The sequence below is a fragment of the Enterococcus sp. DIV0840 genome, from assembly GCF_050527835.1.
Taxonomy (GTDB): Bacteria; Bacillota; Bacilli; order Lactobacillales; family Enterococcaceae; genus Enterococcus_L; species Enterococcus_L ureasiticus.
This window is the reverse complement of the sequence record NZ_CP172876.1, coordinates 3,557,670-3,578,483: the sequence shown is the minus strand read 5'-3', so window position 1 is coordinate 3,578,483 and position 20,814 is coordinate 3,557,670. Positions and strand designations below refer to the sequence as shown.

Sequence of the window (20,814 nt, the reverse complement as noted above, 5' to 3'; positions counted from 1 at the left end):
AACTTCTTTCTATAAACTAAGTATCTGCACCGAAATATCATTAAACAAAACAAAATTAAAAATGACGTGAGGAAAACAATGAAAAAATTTTTTATACCATACGATTATAATAGTGGCTTTGCTCAGTAGTGTAGAAAAAAATACTACCGTGTTTGCAAAAGATTATAGTTGATGTGTCAGCATTTTTTATTTTTTTATATTTTTTAATTAAAAAATATAAAAGTATCATTTTTCGAATTATTATAAAATTAAATAGTTGTTTGGTAGTTGTTACAGTTTAACAAATGTGCTTACACAAAATATTTTTTATAGACTGGTATAAAAAAGTTTATCAATCTGGTTTATGTTTTTAACGAAGTCAAGAAAAACCAAGTATTAAGGAATATATTCTATTAGTGAACGTGATGTATGAGTTGTAATTTAATCTAATTGTCTTCATATGTTAAAAAAGGGGGAGCGGCCAATGAATAGGAATATGTTAGTGTCTAAAATACTAAATCAACTATATTCTGTACAATTTACAACAGATTGCCGAACTTTTAATAGAAATTGCATTGTTCCTATGTCGTATGGAATAGATTCGTTGAAATCATATACAGAAAAAGCTACAGGTATTGACAGGGATGCAGTTCGTGTCATTACAAGGGAACAGGTTATTGTTTTTTATGACTTTATTGACCAGAGGCTGCTAATTGATAATGGATTTATAGACACTTATTGGATTGACGTTGCTATATATTTAATAGAAATTCTAGATGAGAACACCATTAGTTACTCTCTTGTAGTGGCTGGGATAGAGAGTGAAGAAGTGATTAAAGCTATATTCCAAAACTGTTATCAGGATGCTGAAATTAATATAATTGATTATGAAAATGGTTGGTTAAAAAGAGCAGAAAAAAGTCGATTATTATGAAAGATGAACTTATTGCCTACACATAACATACTGTTAAAGCTCAAAAAATTAAGAGAAAACAGTATGTTATATGTAGGTGGAAAGTTCCATAAGTTAGTTGAAGGCCAGTCAACTAAGCAATTTTAATAAGGAAGGAGAGAAATATGAGTAAACTTGTAAAAGCTACCATAGGCTTTATGTTTGTTTGTTTGGCGTTTTCGGTATCTTCGAATACGTACGCATTAGAACAAGAATACGAGTCAAACGGGGAAACAAGTTTTTACGGTAAGTATGAGTATAATACCGAAGAAGATAAAGAAGAAAATAAAGACAGCAGTAGTATCAATGTAGGGAAGAATACTGGGGATGCAAGTAATCATGGGACAGAAAACACTGGATCCAATAATTATTCGGCGACTGGTCAAAATATATTGCCGAATACAGGCGATTTTATAAATCCACTTTATTCAATTATGGGGATTTCTACGTTTTTAGGAATGGTAATCTTAATCTATATGTTTAAAAGAAAAGAGGAATTTTAAATAATGAAAAAAGCGATTATGTTAATGTCAACAGCAATACTATTAAGTGTTACAGCAAACGCAACTTCAGCAATGGCAGAAGAAGCATCTAAAGAATATAATACGGATGCAACAATTACCTTTGAAGCAGGCGATGATGAAGTAACACCTCCAGTTGATCCAGAGAATCCGGATCCAGAAATACCAGTTGATCCAATTGATCCTCCAGGACCTGGTACAGGTGGTGCCTTGTCTATTGATTATGGCTCAAAATTTAAGTTTGGTACACAAAAGATTTCAACGACAGATAAAATCTATTATGCTGCCCCAGATGAAATGAGTGATGGATCAAAAAAACCAACATATGTTCAAGTAACAGATAAAAGAGGAACACTAGAAGGTTGGAAATTAAGCCTTTCACAACCAGAACAATTTAAAACATCGACAGGTGAAGAATTAGTAGGGGCACAATTGAAATTTACTAAAGGTGAAGCTGCATCTATTATTGACGAGAAATATGCACCAACAAATGTGTCATCAGAAATTATCATGACACCTGGAGAGAGCAATCTTCTAGCTGTCAATGCTGAAAAAGGTACAGGTGTGGGAACATGGGTTTACCGATTCGGCTCAAATGTAGACGAAAACGCGGATGCTGTTCAACTGTCTGTTCCTGGTAAATCAGTTAAGCTGGCTCAACAATACTCAGCTAAATTAGTCTGGTCATTAGAAAATACACCGGGAAACGAATCAGAAAAAAAATAAATATAAATGAAAGAAGTGTTTTATAAAATGAAGAAAAAACAATTAATCACAATGTTAGCAATTGGCACAGTCGTATTACCTTTTGGAGCTCTTAAAGTAGAAGCGGAAGAAACTAAAGAATATGAGTCGAATGGGGCTGTCGAATTTATTCCAAACCTAGACCCAACAGATCCAGTAGATCCTGAAAACCCAGATCCTGAAAAGCCAGTTGCTCCGATTGATCCAACAGATCCAGAAGGACCAAATCCTGGAACACAAGGACCGCTATCAATTGACTTTGCATCAAGTTTAGATTTTGGTAAAAACCGTATTTCAAATAAAGACCAAACGTATTTTGCAAGAGCGCAAAAATATCAAGGCGAGCAAAAAGATACACCTAATTTTGTTCAAATTTCAGATAATCGCGGAACAAACGGTGGCTGGACACTGACAGTCAAACAAGAGGCACAATTAACAGCAACAACTCAAACTTTGAATGACGTATTAACGGGAGCACAAATAAAATTATCTGCGCCATCCGTTAACAGTAATGCACAAAACGTTGAAAAGCCAGTAGCAGTCGATGAAATTGCATTAACCCCAGGAGTAGAATCAGTTGTTACAACTGCTGCTATAGGAGCTGGATCTGGTACATGGGCGACATATTGGGGAGCGGTAGAAGAAGTAGAAGAACGTGATGAAGAAGGTACTGTTCAAAATGTAAATGTAACAAAAGATGTGCAATTGTCAGTACCTGGAGCAACGCCCAAGGATGCTGTTAAATATCAGACAAAATTAGTGTGGACATTAACAGACGTTCCAGGGGAATAATTGATGGGAGTGAAGAGATATGCACAAAAATAAGTTGTTAGGAGTTGCAGTAATTGCACTAGTAACATTAAGTATCTCTCCTATTATTCACTTTTATAGTATGCCTACCCCTATTAGCGCACAGGAGAATACATCGTCTTCGAGTAGCTTGGATAGTAATCTAAAGTCGTCTACTGATGAGTGGTTGGAGATGCTTCCGAATGACCTAGATACTGTGGAAAGTAGTGAATCAGAGGAGACTATTACACAAAGTTCTTTAGGCAATGAAAATAGCACAGTTACAGACGATGTTATATTGGATGATAATGAAATATCAGAAAATGGAACAAGGTTAGAAGTAACGGTAAGAGATTGGACATCATTCGTCAATGCTGTTAGAAATGAATCTGTAACTAAAATAACGTTATCTAATAGCTTTGAGAATCCCAAAAATACGGATACTTCGTTATCAAATTATTCAAGGATTAATAGTTTAGAAATAGATGGACGAAATAATATGATCAATTTCAAAAGTTCATCAATCCAATTGGGTAAACCGAGTGCAGGCATTGGAACTTTTCATATGCATGACATTATCCTTGATCAAAATTATGGTGGAGCAAACAGTGAAGATATTGTTGGGGCGCGGTTAAACACCGTTAATGGTAAGCGGTGGAAATATCGTTTTGGTAATATAATTACTCAACCAGGTGTCCAACGCTTAGCAAGAGCCTCTCATGCAGAGGTAACGATATATGGGTACATGTATATTGATACTCGTGCTGAAAACTTTTATTTAGGAAGTTTAATAATGGAAGACGAGACTGTTTACACTGGTAATGTTAACTTTTACAATTTTTCTATTTTCTGGTATAACGTTAAAGCAGATGCTGATTCAACAGGTGCGTCGAAAGAATTTACAATCGGAAAGAACTGTACAGTTAATTTATCTCAAAGTCAGACATCGGGCACTACCTATCCAGCTATCTATTCATACTATAATACTCTTACTGTTGGAGAAAATAGCAAATTCAATGTAAACATGCCAGGAAACGCAGTTCGATTTGATTTAAAAGGCTCAGGGATGATAGTTCAAAAGGGCGCTGTAGTTAATTTAACTAGTAAACAAAAATCTGGTGCTGTAATTGCTTATAGCGAAGATGATACCTATCTTATAGTAAATCCAGGCGCATATTTTTATGTTATTGGGGTTAGTACACAACCATTGATAAATTTATCTTCTAATGGAACTGGAACTAATAGTACGAGACGTCAAAATACTTCATTGATATTAAATCAACCTGCTCAATACGACATAAGAAATCTTTCGGATGGAGCTACAGCTGTACAAGTAGCTATGAATAATAATAGTGACAACTTTTTTTCAATAAACAATTCTGACATTGACTTGTGGCGAAAAGAAGTCAACGCTTTAGGACCATCTAGTGAGACATATACAAAAGTTTCTAATTTTTCCGTTCAGGGGAATGGTACTTCTGAAAGGATATCTTCAACAACTACGGGATTGAATTTTTTCTCTCAGAAAAATTACAGAAGAATTTCCGGAATGAATCAGAATCCAGAGATTGAATGGATTCCAGTTACTGACGCGGATAAAACAGCTAAACTGAGAGTCATAGTAGGGTATGTTCCAGATAATAATGGATCTAACTCTTCTGGAGAAGTCAATTATATTCCTGTATATGCTTCGAAAAATCAAGCAAGTGTTACCGTAAGAGATACTTTAGGTAATACTCAAGCTAACTTATCTACAGATGCTAACGGATATGTTTATTATAAGTCAGATGAATTCAATATTGCAGGAAAAGATATGGAAGCAGAGGCAACTAGGGGCCCATGGGTCAATGAAGATGTATTTAGATATACTGTTATTGATGTAACACCCCCAGAACCAGCGATAATTAATGGAGGTAATACTCAATCACCAAGTATAAAAAGTCTTTCTGGGACTGGTGAACCAGGTAGTAGTGTAACTATAACCCTAAATGGTGAAAATCAATCAGATGTTAAAGCAGAAGTAAATGATGCTGGATCTTTTACCATACCATTAGAGACGCTTACTCTTTATAAAGATGATGTCATCCAAATCTTTTTACAAGATAAAAGTGGAAAAGTTACACAGATAACAGATCCACCCAAAACAAATAATTCTGTTGGGAATATTGAACCAGAAAGTGAGTATGCTTATCGAGATGCTATATTTAAAGCCGCCACTAAGGTTTTGATTGCAGGCACATTAGATCTTTCGTCAGTTCCACAAATTTTTGATTTTGGTTTGCATCAGGTCAGCAATGTCACACAAGAATACTTTCCACAGACCACTGGAAGTTTACAAATATCTGATACAAGAGGACCAGATAAAGACTACTGGAGAGTTACGTTACAAGAATTGTCACCAATTTCAGGAGAAAATAACAGTCTATCGGGATTATTTTACTATACTAACTCAAGTGGCACTATAAGCATAGGTGCAGAAAAAGTAATAGTAGAACAAAGAAAGCTAGATGACGCAGAGAAAGTAGATATTTCAAATGAATGGAATGAACAAATGGGGCCAAAACTTGTAGTTCCAGTAGAAAAACAAATTATAGGTAATTATCAGGGAAAACTTGCCTGGACATTAGAAGATGTTCCAAGCAATTAAAATAATTTAATTTGAGGAGAAAACAACATGAAAAAACTATCAACACTATTATTATCTACTGTATTATTAAGCACATTAGCAGGTTCAACTCAAGCTTTTGCAGAAGATGGAGGTGTCTACACATCAAATGGAGTAGTAGAATTCACACCAAGTGAAGATCCAACCGATCCAGTAGACCCAACCGATCCAACAAACCCGGTAGATCCAATTGATCCAACCGATCCAGAAGGACCAAATCCTGGAACAAACGGACCGTTATCAATTGATTATGCATCAAGCTTAGATTTTGGCGTTCAAAAAATTACTTCTAAAAACGAAACTTACTATGCAGCAACACAAAAATACAAAACTTTTGACGAACAAGGTAATGCAACTGAAGAAGTTAAAGAAGGACCTAATTATGTTCAGATTACGGATAACAGAGGAACTGAGGCAGGTTGGACATTAAAAGTCAATCAAGAAAAACAATTTACATCTGTATCAGGAAAAGAATTAACAGGTGCTCAAATTACATTCAATAATGGTAACGTAGTATCTGCATCAGCATCTGAAAAACCTACTGGACAGGAAAAAATCATTCTTAACGCTGATGGGTCTCAATCAGAAGTGATGAGTGCTAAAGCTGGACAAGGAGCTGGGACTTACTTACTTGATTGGGGAACAGATGCTGAAACAGCAGCAGAAAGTATTGAATTAAGCGTTCCAGGTTCAACAACTAAATACGCAGAAAAATATTCAACTAAATTAGTTTGGACTTTAACAGATGTTCCAGGAAATAATGAATAGAGATTCCCAGAGATATAGAGAAATAAAATAAAAAAATAAGAGGGCGAGAGTCCTCTTATTTATAAGATGAATATTAATATAAATAGGAAAAGGAGTCTTGAGATGAAAAGGTTAGTTATTTACATTTATTTGATAGGGCTATTAGCGGTTTGTATACATACATCTCAAGTTTTTGCTGATGAAGTACGTTTTGATGATATAAACATAAATGAAATGAGCAATTTAGAAGAAGGAACTGCTTCATCTCAAGATTTTGCTGACGAAGTACATTTTGACGATATAAACATAAATGAAATGAGCAATTTAGAAGAAGAAACTGCTTCATTTAAGAATTTAGAGAAGTATGTGTCAGAAAAAAAAGCAGAGACTGAAAGCAGAGCGACTGTGAACATAACTGCGTATCCAAAATATAAGTATACGACTTCTCCTAGTGATATTAATTGGCCGAATGACTGGGTTAAGCCAATGGCTACAAAAAAATCGCAAATTAAAGTAAATGGACAAGTAGTTAGCATATATGATCTTTCAAAAGCACCTATTGGAACAGAAATCATATTTACTAAGATGGGATATTTAGATGAGGAAATGGAAAAAGCGTTTTCTGTAAAATGGACTATTAAAAAAAATAACAATCCAACAGACGCTATCATTGTTTCTTTTGATTCCAATAGATCAGTGCAGGTAAACTATAAAGGTAGTGCAGCAGAAGAATTAGAGGTTATCGAAGAAATAATAGATGAAGAAAGTGAAGAAAGTCTAACTCAAAATGTATTAAATAATATAGAAATAAGCAATGGAGAAAACCCAAAATACGGTAGTGCCATTTATTATGATGAATCTGACGTTACTAGTATTGTTCAGACCTCGGGCGGGCAGATAATGTATGAGATGTTAGATAATGATAAGAGAGTAAGATTTGAAAATGTATCTAGTGTTCGAAGTTCAAGTTTAGAGGTATTAAATAAACCTAAGTCTGTTTTAAGTTTTCGAACAGCTTCGCCTGTCAATAGTCAAACATTACTTTATAAAACTGTGACAAGTATAGAAACAGAATATCCAAAACCATATGTAACTGGGTATAAAGAAGATGAGAAATATGTAGCCCAGTATAATGTTAAGCAAGTGCTACCACTACAACCAGCTGCTAAGTATTCGGATTTAGAAATTAAAATGGATATTAACCCAATCTTAGAATTGAATAGTCAAACATTAAATAAAATTAAAATAACTAATCTCGATGACGAAACCGTTACCGCTGCTAAAACGATTAAGGATAATTTATTAACTATAAGAATACTTTCTAGCACATTACAGAAACTACGCCAGAATAAGCTGAATATTGAATTGGAATTTAATGTTGATCTAGCAAATCCTAATTTGAAAGATTATATTGAAGGTTCATACTTAGTAGTGCCATTAACTGCATACAATAATAAAGCAGAAGGAAACTCTACTGATAATGCTTATATAAACATATCAAATACTATATCAGGTGTTCCTATTCCCCAAGAAGTAATTTTAGGTACAAATACTTCAGACTTGGAACTATCTGACCTAGTTGAGGAGCTGAGCAGTCAATTTGAAAATGATGAAGTGTTTGTAGATAGATTTGAAGAAGAAAAAGTTTTTGATTCCATAGGAGATACAACTATCGTAGTAGTTATAAAAAGTAAATTAACTGGTATTGAAAGGGAAATAATAGTCCCAATACATGTTATTTTGGGCGAAGTAAAGTTAGAATCGGTTCCCGATAAACTAGATTTCGGAGTCAATAAAATTAAAAATTATACTCAAACTCTTTTTCCGAAAATAGAAGAAGAACTTATTATTTCAGATAATCGTGGAAATAATAAAAACTATTGGAGGCTAACTTTAAGGGAGAAAGCCCCTTTATCCTCTAATACAAATAATTTATCAGGTTTGATGTACTATACAAATGCAAAAGAAACCGTAAATATTGGGAATAATACAACAGTTGTAGAAGAACGGAAATTAACTGAAAGTGAGACGGTTAATATATCTAGTGAATGGCAAGAAAACAAAGGTATTAGTTTAAAAATACCTGTGGAAAAACAAATTTTTGGAGAATATAATGGCACTTTGTCATGGTCTTTAGAAGATGTGCCCGAATAATAGTGATATTTTTTGAAAATACCCAAAATGAATAAGATAAAGAATAACAGATATTCTATAAAATAAGAAGCCAAAAAACAAGATTAGGAGAAAGAACAGTCTCATAATCTATACATATTATTGAGGAGCGATTCAATTGAAATTGATAAAAAAATTACTAATAATGATTACGTGTGCAGTTAGCTTGCTTGTTCTAAATACAAGTATAGTTGAGGCAAGTGAATTTAATTTTGCCGTTACACCGACTACACCGAAAAGCCAGATTGATAAAGAAAAAACATATTTTGACTTAAAGCTAGAGCCTAATCAAGAAGAAATATTAAATGTCACCTTGAGAAATGATACAGATAAAGAAGTAAAAGTAGAGATTTCTGTAAATAGCGCCACAACTAATTCCAATGTTGTTGTTGAGTACGGAAAGAATGATATAGAAAAAGACGAGAGTTTAGATATTGATGTAGAGGAGTATGTAGATTACCCAGAGACAGTTACTTTAAAGCCCGAAAGTGAACAAGTTGTCCCATTTAAGGTGAAGATGCCTAACGAAAAATTTATTGGGGTACTTGCTGGTGGAATTACGTTTAAAGAAGTTACAGAAGATACTTCACCAGCTAAGGATAACGAAAAAGGTTTATCTATAGAGAACGAGTATTCCTATGTTGTAGCACTTCTTATGCGTCAAAATCTAAACGAAATAGATCCTAACTTACTATTGAAAGATGTAGGACCTGGTCAGATCAATGCTAGAAATGTTATTTTGGCAGGCTTACAAAACGATCAAAAAACTTATATTAATCAAGTTGCGATCAAAGCTGAAATTACAAAAAAAGGTAGTTCTAAAGTTCTTTATTCTGAAGATAAAGACGGCATGCAGATAGCACCAAATTCAAGCTTTACCTTTCCAGTTTCTTTGAATGGCTCACGATTAGAAGCCGGAGAGTACCACCTATCAATGACTGTATTTGGCAATAAAAGTGAAGATGGTCAGTTTATTCAACAAAAAGGAGCGACAACCATCAATTTTAAAAATCAATGGAAACTAGAAAAAGATTTTAAAATAGACGGAAATACAGCGAAAACATTAAATGCTAAAGATGTAACGATCAAAAAAGATAATACATGGATCTATCTATTGATTGGCATTCTACTGATTTTATTAGTGCTGATTTTAATTATTTGGTTGGTTTGGAGAAAAAAGAAAAATGATGAAGAAGAAAAAAAAGCTGAAGAAAGAAAAAATAAATCTAAAAACAAAAAAAGAAAACGAGACAAAAAAAAGGTTTAAGCTAATGCTTATCTTGTTTTTGATTATTGGAACGCTCTTGATTTGTTTTCCAATATTCAAAAATACAATAACAATTATAAAGATTAAAAATACAAAAATTACCCAAGTTGAAAATATGCCAGAACCAAAGCCAAATGAACGAATTGATTTTCCAACAGTTGAAGATTACCTAACAGCATCAACTGATAATCTTGAAGATGCTGTCGGTCAATTGATGATAGAATCTGTTGGGATTTCAGTTCCGATATTTTTGGGCGTACATTACCAAGAGATGCTATTTGGAGTAGGATTTATGCACCCAGACAGACACTTTGAAAAGGACAATATTGTTCTTTTAGGGCACCACTTAGGGATTGAAAATTTATTATTAGGTAAAATAGCTAAAATCGAGGTCAATGATCTTATTAAGGTACAATTTTTAGATAAAATCTATCAATACAAGATAGTAAACAAAAAAATAGTGTTGGAGGATCAACTTGAGGTATTAGATAACACAGCTACCCCTCAACTGACTATCATTACTTGTGATAAACCCTATTTAACTGATAAAAGAATTATTGTTACAGCTGAACCAGTAAAAGAAAAAAGAACTGAAGCTGTTAAAAATGAAGAAAAAAATGAGTTTTACCAAAATATGAAAGCAATCAGAAAGAGTTTTGTAAAATATAGTGTAGTGCCGATAGTAATAAGTTTAATAGCTTTGATACTTAGCGGTTATTGTATATGGAAGTATGTTTGATGGTGAGTAAAGAAGTCCAATCAGAGTTTCAATAGAATCAGTACTCATATTAAAAAATAGAAATAACGGTAAATAATAAAAAGTAGGATGTGAACAAGTTTGAATAAGATAGGTGTAATTAATTTAGACTCTGAAATAAGCAACTCAAGGATAGAGACGCTAGAAGGGTTTAATGAACATATTTTATTGAGGACTACAGAAGAATTATTTGATGAGCTGTATTGCTTAGATGGACTAATTATAGTAGAAAGACAACCTAAATTGAGTACGGTATGCGAATTGATCTTAGAGATTAAAAAATATTCTGATTGCTATATTTGGATAGATTCTTTAAGTAAAAAAGAAACAGAGAAAATAATTTATTTACAATTGGGCGCAGACTACGTCTTTAATGAAAATATTACTAATATTGAAAAAAAACTCATTGTTAGGAATGCTTCACAAAGAGTGCAGGAAGTTATAGATAGGCATCATTCGATTCAGGAACTAAGGTCAGAGCAAACAGAGAATATCCGTTTAATGGCAGATAATATGAGTATTATAATAAACGATACCGTAGAAGTGTTGTTGACTAAATCGGAATTTATAATAATTGAATTATTAGCACAAAACCCTCAAAGAGCTGTCAGTTACCAAAAAATACAAAAACATGTTTATGGGGAAGATCATAACGAAAACTTTCAATATCGACTCGCTAATATCATGCATCATATAAGAAAAAAAATAAATAGTTGTACAGGTGATAAAAGAGAATATATCAAAACGGTTAGATCTAAAGGATATATGTTGGATATGAAAAAAAAGTAGCTATTTTCTAGGTTATCGGAGATAGATGATTATATTTGTTATTGAATGTTCCGGTATTTTTACACACCTAAGAAAGAGTATCAATCTTTTGTAATTTCTTTCTTAGGTGCAATATAATTTGCTAGAAAAAAACTGTTTTCACTTCTCAACATAAGAATAAAAAAACACTTATTGAAAATGATAGAGAGGAATATTGTTAAGATAGCTAGATTCCTAATTTATAGATAATAGGTAGTTTATATTATTTTTTCAGTATTATTTTGTGACAAAAATGAATAAGAATAAGCAGATTGTTTTGTGGAGTAGTATGGTACTTTCAGTTTTACAATTTAATAGTTTAGTATTTGCAGAGGAAGTAAAGATTTATGATCCTACTAACCCTAATCAGCAAGTTAAACCAATTGAAAATACGCATGTGCCTGATTCAACTGATTACAATGAAGAAAGTGAAGTTAAAAAAGTACCTGAAAAACCAGTTAAAACAAAGAATGAAAAAGAAGAAATAAAAAAAAATTTGAATAATAATTATTCTTCAAAAAGAGATAAAGAAAAAATTTATCTTACAGAAGACTTATTTAATGAAAACATAAGTTTAAATTCTCAGAATGAGGTTGGCGGAGATGACTCAGAAGAAGATTCTTTCTATTTAGAATTGATCAATGAATTTGTAGGTACTGTTATATATGGAAGAAAGAGCTGATTGATGGTGAATCATGAATTTTTACTAAATAAGGATGATCGAAGATGTTACAAATTATTGAGATATTTAGAAACTCGAAATGATTTAGTTGAGAAAGTGATAATAATACAAGAAGATTTATCTTTTTCATCTTTTGTACTGAAAAAAACACTAGATAAATTGATAATAGATATTGATAACTGGAAATTAACTAAGCACTTCAAAATCACTATGTTTGGTTCAGAAATATCTCTAGAAATAGACGGAAGTTACTCAAGTAAATTTATTTTTTCAAAATATATGCAGCAATCTATTTCTTTTCATTTGTTACTAGCCTATTTAAAAAAAGAATACAAAACTTTGGAATCTTTCTCAGAGAAATTCCATATTAGTTATTCATCAGTGTATAGCTTATTAACAGATATAAAAAAACACTTGAGAAAGTATCAAATTTATTTTGATAAGAAAAATATCTATGGAAATCAAAAATATATTCTGAGCTTCTTTTACCAGTTATTTTTAGTATCTGATACTCCTTTTAATAAGGTCTGTAAAAAGAGGATTTTAGAAGAAAGTCGTCAGGTAGTAAGGATTTTAGAACATAAATACCATATATCTATATATGAAAAAAAAAAGTTGACTTATTTTTTAATACTTGTTCTTACCATAGAAGATTACCAAACACTAACAATGGAAGCGAATACTCGTTTCTTTTTTAGTGACTATGGATTTAAAGAGTTGAGATCCTTATTACCAGATAATAGTGAAAATTTAATATACAGTGTGATGATATGGTTATATTTAGAGGGAAATATAAATTCGTTGTTTAATTATGATTATTCGGATACTAGTATTGTTCAATTAAATGACTCGTTTATTCACACTTTTGAAGAAAATTTTAAATTATTGAATAAAAAAATTAAAGGCAATATCTATGAAGAACTTACTCGGATACACTTCAATATCCTTTATTATCCAATCAATCGATTTGAAGAATTAGAATTGAATATATACTTTTTCAAAAAAACATATCCTGATTACTATAGCTATCTATTGGAGTATGTCAAAAATATACCTAAGAAATATACTCAGATACCATCAGAAAAAAATACGTTATTTTTCTATTATTTGATGTTACTGATTAATCATGTCCCAATTCAAATTATTTCAGAACCTGTATCTATCTTGCTCGATTTCTCTTACGGATTTTCTTACAATCAATTTATAAAAAAAAACTTAGGTTTGTATGTCAACTTAAATGTGAACATAATAGATACATCTGAGCCATATAACCCAGATGTTATTTTAACTAACGTTAATGATGTGTATAGACAAGCAAATGCACATGTTGTTGTTTGGTTAGATCCGCCAAGAGTAATAGATTGGGGGAATTTAACACGTATTTTACTTGATGTACAAAAAAACAAAAGTGTGAAATAGTGTTAAATATCAATATATAAGTTGACTACTTTATCAGCATAAATGTAATAAAAAAACTTTAGTTCCATAAATTCGAAAGCGTAAAAATGATCAGATGAGTAAAATTTAATAAGCAAGCTATTTACCAAAAGGATGTGAAGAATAGTTTAATGAAAATTTTTGTAAGAATAATAAAACTATCCTTACTAACTTTTGTCATTCAATATAGTTGTGAAAATTGGATTAATACAAATTGGGCTCCTAAAATCGTGTATTGGTCTTTTTGGGGACAGCTGTTATTACTGTTTCTGTACGCCTTTTTCTTAATCTTATATTTAATAGTTTTAAATAAAATTAACAAAAAAAGGAAATTAAGAAGATGAAAGTTTTGGAAATGTATCAGGAAATATCCTGTTTTATAGGAGCAAAAGGTAATCAAGCTAAGGAGGAAATGATGCCAAACATTGATGAACAAAAATCGATTTTGGAAGAGCTGAACAAAATCTATAAACAAAATGAAGATTTTTTGAGTAATGATCGAATCAGCACTTATTTGGAGAAAGATATGATCCAAAAGGTCTCGATACAGAGAAAAAAAGATCCAGTTTACCTGAATTTTACGACCTATTTCCCAATAATAAAAATCAAAGGTAATGCTGAAATCATTGTGTTATTTCCAAGTGAAACTATTAGAAGGAATAAACCACTTCGACAAGCTTTTTTTGATGCAGCATGTATATGTAAGAATGTCAATCGATTGATAGAGTTAAGAAAATAACAATTTGACAATAAAGTATCCTAGTTTTGGTTCACTCACTGTATATTTACTAAATGAAATTTTTTAGTTATGTTCATTTAGTAGAAAATTATCGAGTAGCGAGGATTTGTTATAGAAAAAAGTCAGTTAACTATAACAGAAAAGTAAGCATAACAAAACTAAATTTAAATATAGATTATTACAAATATTAATAGTTTCGGCAGTATCTATATATAGAGTAATGATATATTAGGAAACGGTATTCAAAATCCACTAACAGTATGGGGAGACTTAAGCAAATGGACTTTAGCTGTTACTTTTCAAAAGTCTTTGACCAGTGTTGAAGCTCCAAGTAAACAGCTACCTTCCGTTTTGAAATATAAGGTGAACAATACAGATACAGTAGATTTGCTTGAAGGGATTTCACAACCAATTGAAGAAAGATATCTCTCTGAAAAAGGAGTATTCAACATTAGTGATACATGGGAAAAGAATCAAACAGGTATAGTACTAGAGACAACTAGATTTAATGTGATTAAATCAGGAAAGTATGAAGCAACAATTTTGTGGCAAGTAGAACAAGCACCTTAACTTAGAACATATTGCTTTTCATTTTCGGCACAAAAAAATTATTAGGGGTATTAATTTAAATCGTTGTATAAAAGATTAGCTCCAAAAAAATCCAAGTAGTTTTGGTTTTTACAAGCAATAGTATAAAAAAATTAATTATGATAATTAGGAAGCATAGATGTAGAAACTTCTATGCTTTTTCACTGCATTCAAAACGTATAGCTTTTTCATTCTCTATCTCAATTATTCTATAGTCTTCATAAATTTTAGAGCCTAGTTATGCTGTTTAATTATGATAAAAGCGATATAGACCTGTTATTTATTTGGATACTAGGAATCGATAATCGTTTATCGTGATAGCATCCATAATTGTATTTAAGGCACATTTACTCAATATTACTTTTCTTGAAGTTTATGTTCCTAATATAAATATTTATAGAGTTTTATCTAATAGTTATTTTTCTTTTTTTTGTATAGGTGTTAAAAAAAAAAAAAAGAAGTTGTGAATACTTTATTATACACTTGGTTTATAAATGCAACATAACTGATTGTTATATTTTACTAAATATAGAACCAAGTAATATTGAATCAGATGTACTAGTGGCACCATAACCTAAGTTAGTTTCAAGGTATAACGTTGTCTTATATTAAAGATGCTAAGATACAACTCGTATCAGTATTGTTGGTAAAAAAATATTAAACAAGACTTGAAGGTGAAATTTAAATGAAGGGGATTTTTGAAAAAAACGATTACGAAAAAATCAGGATACTAGCGTTTATGGAAAAATATGGAAATAATTTGATTTCTGTAAGTAAAATTGTAGAAGGACTTTCTCTTAGTTACTTTAAAGTCGTTACGCGATTGGATGAATTAATGAATGATTTAAAGAATGTATATAATGAAGTTATTTGTATAAAAAAGGTAAATGAGAAATACCTATATATAAAAAATGGTACTGATTCCATTGATTTTTTAATTTGTCTTTATGCTAGTAATTCTCCAAGATTTTTGTACGTTGATTATTTTCTTAAAAATGAAAATAAATCAATCGAAGATTTTTCATTTGATCATCATATGAGCTTGTCTAAAGCATATCGCGTTAGTAGGGAAGTAAACAGAATCTTAGATATGTACGGAATAAATTTTTTTGAATCCAATAACTATTCCGAAGAAAAGTTACGCTTTTTCCTTTCAGACCTTTACTTTAATGCTTTTCAAGAATATGAAATGCCATTTGATAGATCTGTAACATATAGAGTAGATCAATTACTTTATTTGTTAGAGAACAAAATGATCATTATCAATAAAAACAAGATAGACAGACTAAAATTGAAATTTTATCTTTGCATTACTTGTTTTAGAAATGAAACTAATTTTTATATTGGAAATGATTCGGAAAAAATTGTTATTTTAAAAGAAAAAGAAAGTGAAGAATTGAAAAAATATATTACTGCTTTTTTAGCTAACATAGATGATTTATCAGGTGCAACAAATTCAATTATTAATTACTTATATGTAAACGATTTTTTTTCAGACAATACAGTTAAAGATGTACTATATAATGTTGAGATGTCTATATTGCAAGAGATTCTTTCTGTTATTATTACAAAAAAAACACTTAATGACTGGGGGAGTTTTTTTAAAGTAGCTTTTGAAACGACCTTTGCTAAGTTGTTGTATTTTGGATCTGTAATATTAGATAGCTACTGTTACAGAGATTTTTCTTTTTTAAAAAAAAATTATTATGAACTTTATACAATTTGTTTAGAAATCTTCATTGAAAATAAAAAAACGTTGGAAAGAATTTTTGGTAAAAACAATTACGATAAATATTTAGCGCTATTTGTAATTAAATTTATAAGTATAGCTCCTACTGAAAAGTTGCAGCCCTGTGTAAAGATAGCAGTAGATTTTTCATTAGGAGAGGGATATAACGCATTTATAGGAACCATGATAAAAAAAATTCCTAGTGTGAATGTTATTATTACTGAAAATTTTTCCCAATATGCAGATATATACTTAACAGATTCACCTGATAGAAGATCGGATGCAAAAGTGATTGTTTGTAGCACTATTCCAACAAATAAAGATTGGGAAGTTTTAGAAAATTTTATTTTTTCATATAACATCAGCTCATTTTAATTATATAAAATACCGAATATTTAAAGTGATTATTTATTCCTTTTTAAACTTGGAAACTTAGGTTTTGTATAGTTCGTTATTTAAGATCACGATTGATTAATACAGAAGATGAAGTAAAATACTTGGTTTATAAGTATATCCAAATGAAAAACTTAAATAAATTGAAAGGCGCAAAAATAAAAAAAGAAAGGAAATGATCATATGAAAATGAATAAAAAAATAATTTTAGCGAGTTTTGCAACACTTGCAATAAGTTCACAAGTTGCTTTAGCTAATCCGAGTATTGTAGGAGCAACTGAAACTAGTAAAGGTTTATTGTCAGAAAGTCTTGTTACAGAAGATAGTGTTGAGGTTAGCACATTTGGAGAGTTTCAACAAGCATTGATGACTCCAGAAGTAAGTCATATTATTCTTACTCAAAGCTTTTCAATGGAGAAAAACATTACTAAAATTCCTCAAAGAAACTTATTAATTGATGGAAACTCTGACAAAGGTGTCGTTTTAAGTTCTGAAATGTACGCATTATATGGTGAAAATAAGTTAAATGAAAATGTTATTTTAGAATTGAACAATATAAATATTCAAGGAGCACAAAAAGATGGTTCTAGATTTTTAGAGCAGGTGTCAGATGGATGGGATGTTAATGTTACAGATACAACATACACTGGTGCTAGATTTTTACTTCTAAGTAATGGTAAAGTGACATTTAGAGGGAATAATAAAATTGACACTATTCATGAAAATGCTTGGGTTCACGAAGTCGTTTTTGCTAAGAATAGTGTATACAATTCAACAGCTGCTAATGGAGCACAAAGATCTGCATTTTATTTTAATGGTAAATTAAATAATGGTAAAGCAGATGGCAAAGTTATCGTTGAAGAGAACGCGGAGGTAAATATAAAAATATCTTCTGAAAATGAGAAGTATTATTATTATCCAGCTTTTTATGACAAAGTGAGTCAAGTAGATGTCAAAGAAAATGCCTCTCTTAATATTGATTCTGCTGGTATAGCAATTCAGTTTATCCCAAGAGCAGACTTTGATGTGGATCCATCATTAAATATTGAATCAGGAGCTGTAGTTAATCTAAATGGACGTGGTGGGGGAAACTATCCAACAGTTCGTTTTGGACAAAAAAATAGTACGATTAATGCCAAACCAGGTTCAACTCTAAACATTACTGGAAATAACTCTAAAGAAGTCATTGAAACTGCTAAAAATGCACAAATTATCTTGAATAATCCAAAAGCTTATGATCTAAAAAATACGAATCCTAAGCAACCAATTTTTGATTCCAAAGATACTAGTTTATCAATTAGTAACGCCAATGTAAATGTATGGGAAAAAATCGGTGGGGACTATGAAACTGATCCTTTATACTCATGGTCATCAGTAGAATCACTAACAACTATTATTAATAAAGATACGTCTTCGGAAACAGTATCTACTAACGCTGACTTACAAGAAAAATTCCAAACTGCAGATTATGGACGCATTTCAGGTGCTGGAGAAACGGAAAAAATAATCGATCCAACTTTTAATCCTGTGACTGATAAAGATGATCAGCTTACAGGTACAGGTCAACCAGGAGCGTTAATTGTTGCTTACGTTGGAGATCAAAAACTAGGGGAAACAGTTGTCGGTGCAGACGGACGATGGACTATTGCTCCAATTGAAAAACAAACGGAAGGTACGGTCATTCATATTATTCAAAACTATGAAGGTCAAAACTCTGATAAAGTTGAACAAACTGTCGTTCATTTAGGTGAAGAAACGATTAATTATTTTAAATTAGGTTACTGGCAAGAATACGGGATGATTTTAGAAGGCTCCGTAGATAATATTGACTGGCCTCTAGAAGATAGCTCTAAAGTAAGAAAAACAGTTAACTTAATTGACACGAATAGTCAACAAGTAAAAGCAGAAATTCCTGTAGCTAATACAGATTGGTATCAAGCTGGTCAATATAATGGTTATCAAGCTATATTAGATAATGAACTATTATCTAGTTTAGAACCTGGCGAGTATAAACTACAAATTGGTGTAACTATAGAAGGTACAGAAATCAATGAGACTAATGATTTAAATGTGAAAAATACCATGAAAAAATCGTTAGAAAATTATCCTGGACCGTATCATCAAGATTATGAAAAAATTGAATCTAGAGTATATGAAGGAAAAGTAGTATATACATTTAAATACGATAATCTTGCACATATCAAAGTGGAAACTAAATAAGGATTAATAGTGAGTGTAAAAAAGTTTATCTATAGAATTGCCAGTATATATGGTGATTCAGTAGTAATCTTATTTCGAGTTGTATTACGATGGTTAAATATAGTGTTCAAATAGGTTGTTTATAAATTCTTATTGTCTTTTTTTGGAAAATGGAAATGGATTCACTATATTAAATATTAACGCTTAGAAAGTGTATCTTCTATGATTCGAGATGCACTTTCTAAATTGATAAGGAGAAAAAATGTTTATTTTGCCAGAGTATTTATTTCTACCAATCCAATTGATTGCACAATTTTTGGTATTCATTGTGTTCACGAATCTAATTTATTTTACGAGCTTAGCTATTTTTGGTTTGAAAAGGCCCAAATGTGATTATAAAATAGTTCCGAATCAAAAGCGCTTTGTATTTATTGTTCCAGCGCATAATGAAGAGGACGTGATAGGACCTACAATCGAGAGTTTGATTAATCAAAACTACAATCCTAACTTGTTCGACATAGTAGTTATTGCAGACAACTGTAAAGATGATACAATGAAAATTATTAATTCTTATGATCGTACAATTGCATTTGAAAATAAGTCTTCCCCAGACGAGCCAAGAGGAAAGCCTCATGCAATTGCTAAATATATTGAAACAAACCACTGGCGTAAATATGATTACGTTGCATTTATTGACGCTGATAATATTGTAGATAAAAACTATTTAACTCAAATGAATTCCCAAGTAGTTGAACATCCAGATTTAACTGTCGTTCAGGGATATTTAGGTATGAAAAATGTACGTTCTTCGATTACTGCTTCAGGATACTCGGCAGTCTATTTTATAACGAATCGAGCGGTTCAAGCTGCGAATTACTTTTTAGGATGGAATGCTGCTATTGGAGGGACTGGATTTATTTTAGATACAGAGTACTTAGCAAAATACGGTTGGAATCCTCGGAGTTATACGGAAGACTTTGAGCTTCAAGTAGAACTATCCATTGAGGGAAAACGTAGTGGTTGGAATCATTTTGCAATTATCCATGATGAGAAGCCTGATTCGTTAGTTGCTAGTCATAACCAACGAACAAGATGGTCTCAAGGACACTGGTTTGTTGCGTTTAGCACAACTAAAAGACAAATCATTTCACTTTTTAAATCCAATTCATTGACAGAATTTTTTAGTAAGATAGAAACGTTGTTTTACTCGTATTCAATGGTTCGACCAGTTGCTATGTTAATCATTTTATTTCTTTGTCTAATAGATATCCGAATTTTAAAGTATTTACCGAATCTTTTTTCTTTAGCAAAATTTTGGCTAGTCATTCAAGTGTTAAATTTTTTAGTTTTACCAACTGTTTATTTCAATCAAGAAGCTAAAATTTATTTTAAAGATGAGCCAAATATCACACGAAAAATACTTTTTTTTCTTCGGTTAGTAGTCGCTTTTATTTACAATTCATTAACATACATGCTTGCGCAAATCGTTGGATTTTTTACTTGGTTTAAGCCGCAAAACAAATGGAACAAAACTGTTCATAAAGCTTCATTTGATAGAGAATAATCAACTAAGGAAGGTTTGAAATGAAAAAAACACTATATAATTTACAATTTATTGCAGTAGTATTAATATTTTTACTCTTTTTT

General features: G+C 31.3%; 17 protein-coding genes. All 17 read left to right on the top strand.

The features are described 5' to 3' along the window. Positions 1–583: 583 nt before the first annotated feature. Positions 584–913, top strand: a complete 330-nt coding sequence (locus IGL98_RS17040; protein ID WP_206844064.1) for a hypothetical protein — start codon at positions 584–586, stop codon at positions 911–913. A 143-nt stretch (positions 914–1,056) separates the two neighbouring features. Next, the gene (locus tag IGL98_RS17035; RefSeq protein ID WP_206844066.1) at positions 1,057–1,434 is read left to right on the top strand and encodes an LPXTG cell wall anchor domain-containing protein; all 378 of its coding nucleotides are present in this window, start codon (positions 1,057–1,059) and stop codon (positions 1,432–1,434) included. A gap of 3 nt (positions 1,435–1,437) precedes the next feature. Beyond that, positions 1,438–2,178, top strand: coding sequence for a WxL domain-containing protein (locus tag IGL98_RS17030; RefSeq protein WP_206844068.1), 741 nt, complete (start codon positions 1,438–1,440; stop codon positions 2,176–2,178). Between the two features lie 51 nt (positions 2,179–2,229). Beyond that, positions 2,230–2,988 carry a WxL domain-containing protein gene (locus IGL98_RS17025; protein WP_422851620.1) on the top strand — a complete coding sequence of 253 codons (759 nt, stop codon included), beginning with the start codon at positions 2,230–2,232 and terminating at the stop codon, positions 2,986–2,988. Positions 2,989–3,007: 19 nt separating this feature from the next. Then, entirely contained in the window at positions 3,008–5,632 is a 2,625-nt protein-coding gene (locus tag IGL98_RS17020; protein WP_339099443.1) for a pectate lyase-like adhesive domain-containing protein, read from the top strand. A 27-nt stretch (positions 5,633–5,659) separates the two neighbouring features. Beyond that, a complete protein-coding gene (locus tag IGL98_RS17015) occupies positions 5,660–6,418 on the top strand; it encodes a WxL domain-containing protein (RefSeq protein ID WP_206844075.1) in 759 nt (252 codons plus the stop codon). A gap of 102 nt (positions 6,419–6,520) precedes the next feature. After that, positions 6,521–8,551, top strand: a complete 2,031-nt coding sequence (locus IGL98_RS17010) for a WxL domain-containing protein (protein ID WP_206911417.1) — start codon at positions 6,521–6,523, stop codon at positions 8,549–8,551. 136 nt (positions 8,552–8,687) lie between these two features. After that, entirely contained in the window at positions 8,688–9,836 is a 1,149-nt protein-coding gene (locus tag IGL98_RS17005) for a DUF916 and DUF3324 domain-containing protein (protein WP_422851618.1), read from the top strand. Continuing rightward, entirely contained in the window at positions 9,754–10,575 is an 822-nt protein-coding gene (locus tag IGL98_RS17000; protein WP_206844079.1) for a class A sortase, read from the top strand. Before IGL98_RS17005 ends, IGL98_RS17000 begins: the two co-directional genes overlap by 83 nt. 99 nt (positions 10,576–10,674) lie before the next feature. After that, positions 10,675–11,382, top strand: coding sequence for a winged helix-turn-helix domain-containing protein (locus tag IGL98_RS16995; RefSeq protein ID WP_206911416.1), 708 nt, complete (start codon positions 10,675–10,677; stop codon positions 11,380–11,382). A gap of 307 nt (positions 11,383–11,689) precedes the next feature. Continuing rightward, positions 11,690–12,082: a hypothetical protein gene (locus tag IGL98_RS16990; protein ID WP_206844084.1), complete on the top strand. Its 393-nt coding sequence runs from the start codon at positions 11,690–11,692 to the stop codon at positions 12,080–12,082. Positions 12,083–12,085: 3 nt separating this feature from the next. Then, the gene (locus IGL98_RS16985; protein ID WP_206911415.1) at positions 12,086–13,501 is read left to right on the top strand and encodes a helix-turn-helix domain-containing protein; all 1,416 of its coding nucleotides are present in this window, start codon (positions 12,086–12,088) and stop codon (positions 13,499–13,501) included. A gap of 433 nt (positions 13,502–13,934) precedes the next feature. After that, positions 13,935–14,258 carry a hypothetical protein gene (locus tag IGL98_RS16980; protein WP_206844088.1) on the top strand — a complete coding sequence of 108 codons (324 nt, stop codon included), beginning with the start codon at positions 13,935–13,937 and terminating at the stop codon, positions 14,256–14,258. Between the two features lie 363 nt (positions 14,259–14,621). Beyond that, positions 14,622–14,828 (top strand): hypothetical protein, encoded by a 207-nt coding sequence (locus tag IGL98_RS16975; protein WP_206844089.1) that lies wholly within the window; start codon positions 14,622–14,624, stop codon positions 14,826–14,828. Positions 14,829–15,531: 703 nt separating this feature from the next. Continuing rightward, on the top strand, positions 15,532–16,950 hold the full coding sequence (locus tag IGL98_RS16970) for a helix-turn-helix domain-containing protein (protein ID WP_206911414.1): 1,419 nt from the start codon (positions 15,532–15,534) through the stop codon (positions 16,948–16,950). A gap of 201 nt (positions 16,951–17,151) precedes the next feature. Next, positions 17,152–19,188, top strand: a complete 2,037-nt coding sequence (locus IGL98_RS16965) for a pectate lyase-like adhesive domain-containing protein (protein ID WP_206844093.1) — start codon at positions 17,152–17,154, stop codon at positions 19,186–19,188. Between the two features lie 241 nt (positions 19,189–19,429). After that, the gene (locus IGL98_RS16960) at positions 19,430–20,731 is read left to right on the top strand and encodes a glycosyltransferase family 2 protein (RefSeq protein ID WP_206911413.1); all 1,302 of its coding nucleotides are present in this window, start codon (positions 19,430–19,432) and stop codon (positions 20,729–20,731) included. The last annotated feature ends 83 nt before the right edge of the window (positions 20,732–20,814 follow it).

Bases quoted from the DNA above. Each gene is read 5' to 3' on its own strand.
- IGL98_RS17035 (WP_206844066.1), top strand. From the start codon at position 1,057: ATGAGTAAACTTGTAAAAGCTACCATAGGCTTTATGTTTGTTTGTTTG.
- IGL98_RS17030 (WP_206844068.1), top strand. From the start codon at position 1,438: ATGAAAAAAGCGATTATGTTAATGTCAACAGCAATACTATTAAGTGTT.
- IGL98_RS17025 (WP_422851620.1), top strand. From the start codon at position 2,230: ATGTTAGCAATTGGCACAGTCGTATTACCTTTTGGAGCTCTTAAAGTA.
- IGL98_RS17020 (WP_339099443.1), top strand. From the start codon at position 3,008: ATGCACAAAAATAAGTTGTTAGGAGTTGCAGTAATTGCACTAGTAACA.
- IGL98_RS17015 (WP_206844075.1), top strand. From the start codon at position 5,660: ATGAAAAAACTATCAACACTATTATTATCTACTGTATTATTAAGCACA.
- IGL98_RS17010 (WP_206911417.1), top strand. From the start codon at position 6,521: ATGAAAAGGTTAGTTATTTACATTTATTTGATAGGGCTATTAGCGGTT.
- IGL98_RS17000 (WP_206844079.1), top strand. From the start codon at position 9,754: ATGATGAAGAAGAAAAAAAAGCTGAAGAAAGAAAAAATAAATCTAAAA.
- IGL98_RS16990 (WP_206844084.1), top strand. From the start codon at position 11,690: ATGGTACTTTCAGTTTTACAATTTAATAGTTTAGTATTTGCAGAGGAA.
- IGL98_RS16985 (WP_206911415.1), top strand. From the start codon at position 12,086: ATGGTGAATCATGAATTTTTACTAAATAAGGATGATCGAAGATGTTAC.
- IGL98_RS16980 (WP_206844088.1), top strand. From the start codon at position 13,935: ATGCCAAACATTGATGAACAAAAATCGATTTTGGAAGAGCTGAACAAA.
- IGL98_RS16970 (WP_206911414.1), top strand. From the start codon at position 15,532: ATGAAGGGGATTTTTGAAAAAAACGATTACGAAAAAATCAGGATACTA.
- IGL98_RS16965 (WP_206844093.1), top strand. From the start codon at position 17,152: ATGAAAATGAATAAAAAAATAATTTTAGCGAGTTTTGCAACACTTGCA.
- IGL98_RS16960 (WP_206911413.1), top strand. From the start codon at position 19,430: ATGTTTATTTTGCCAGAGTATTTATTTCTACCAATCCAATTGATTGCA.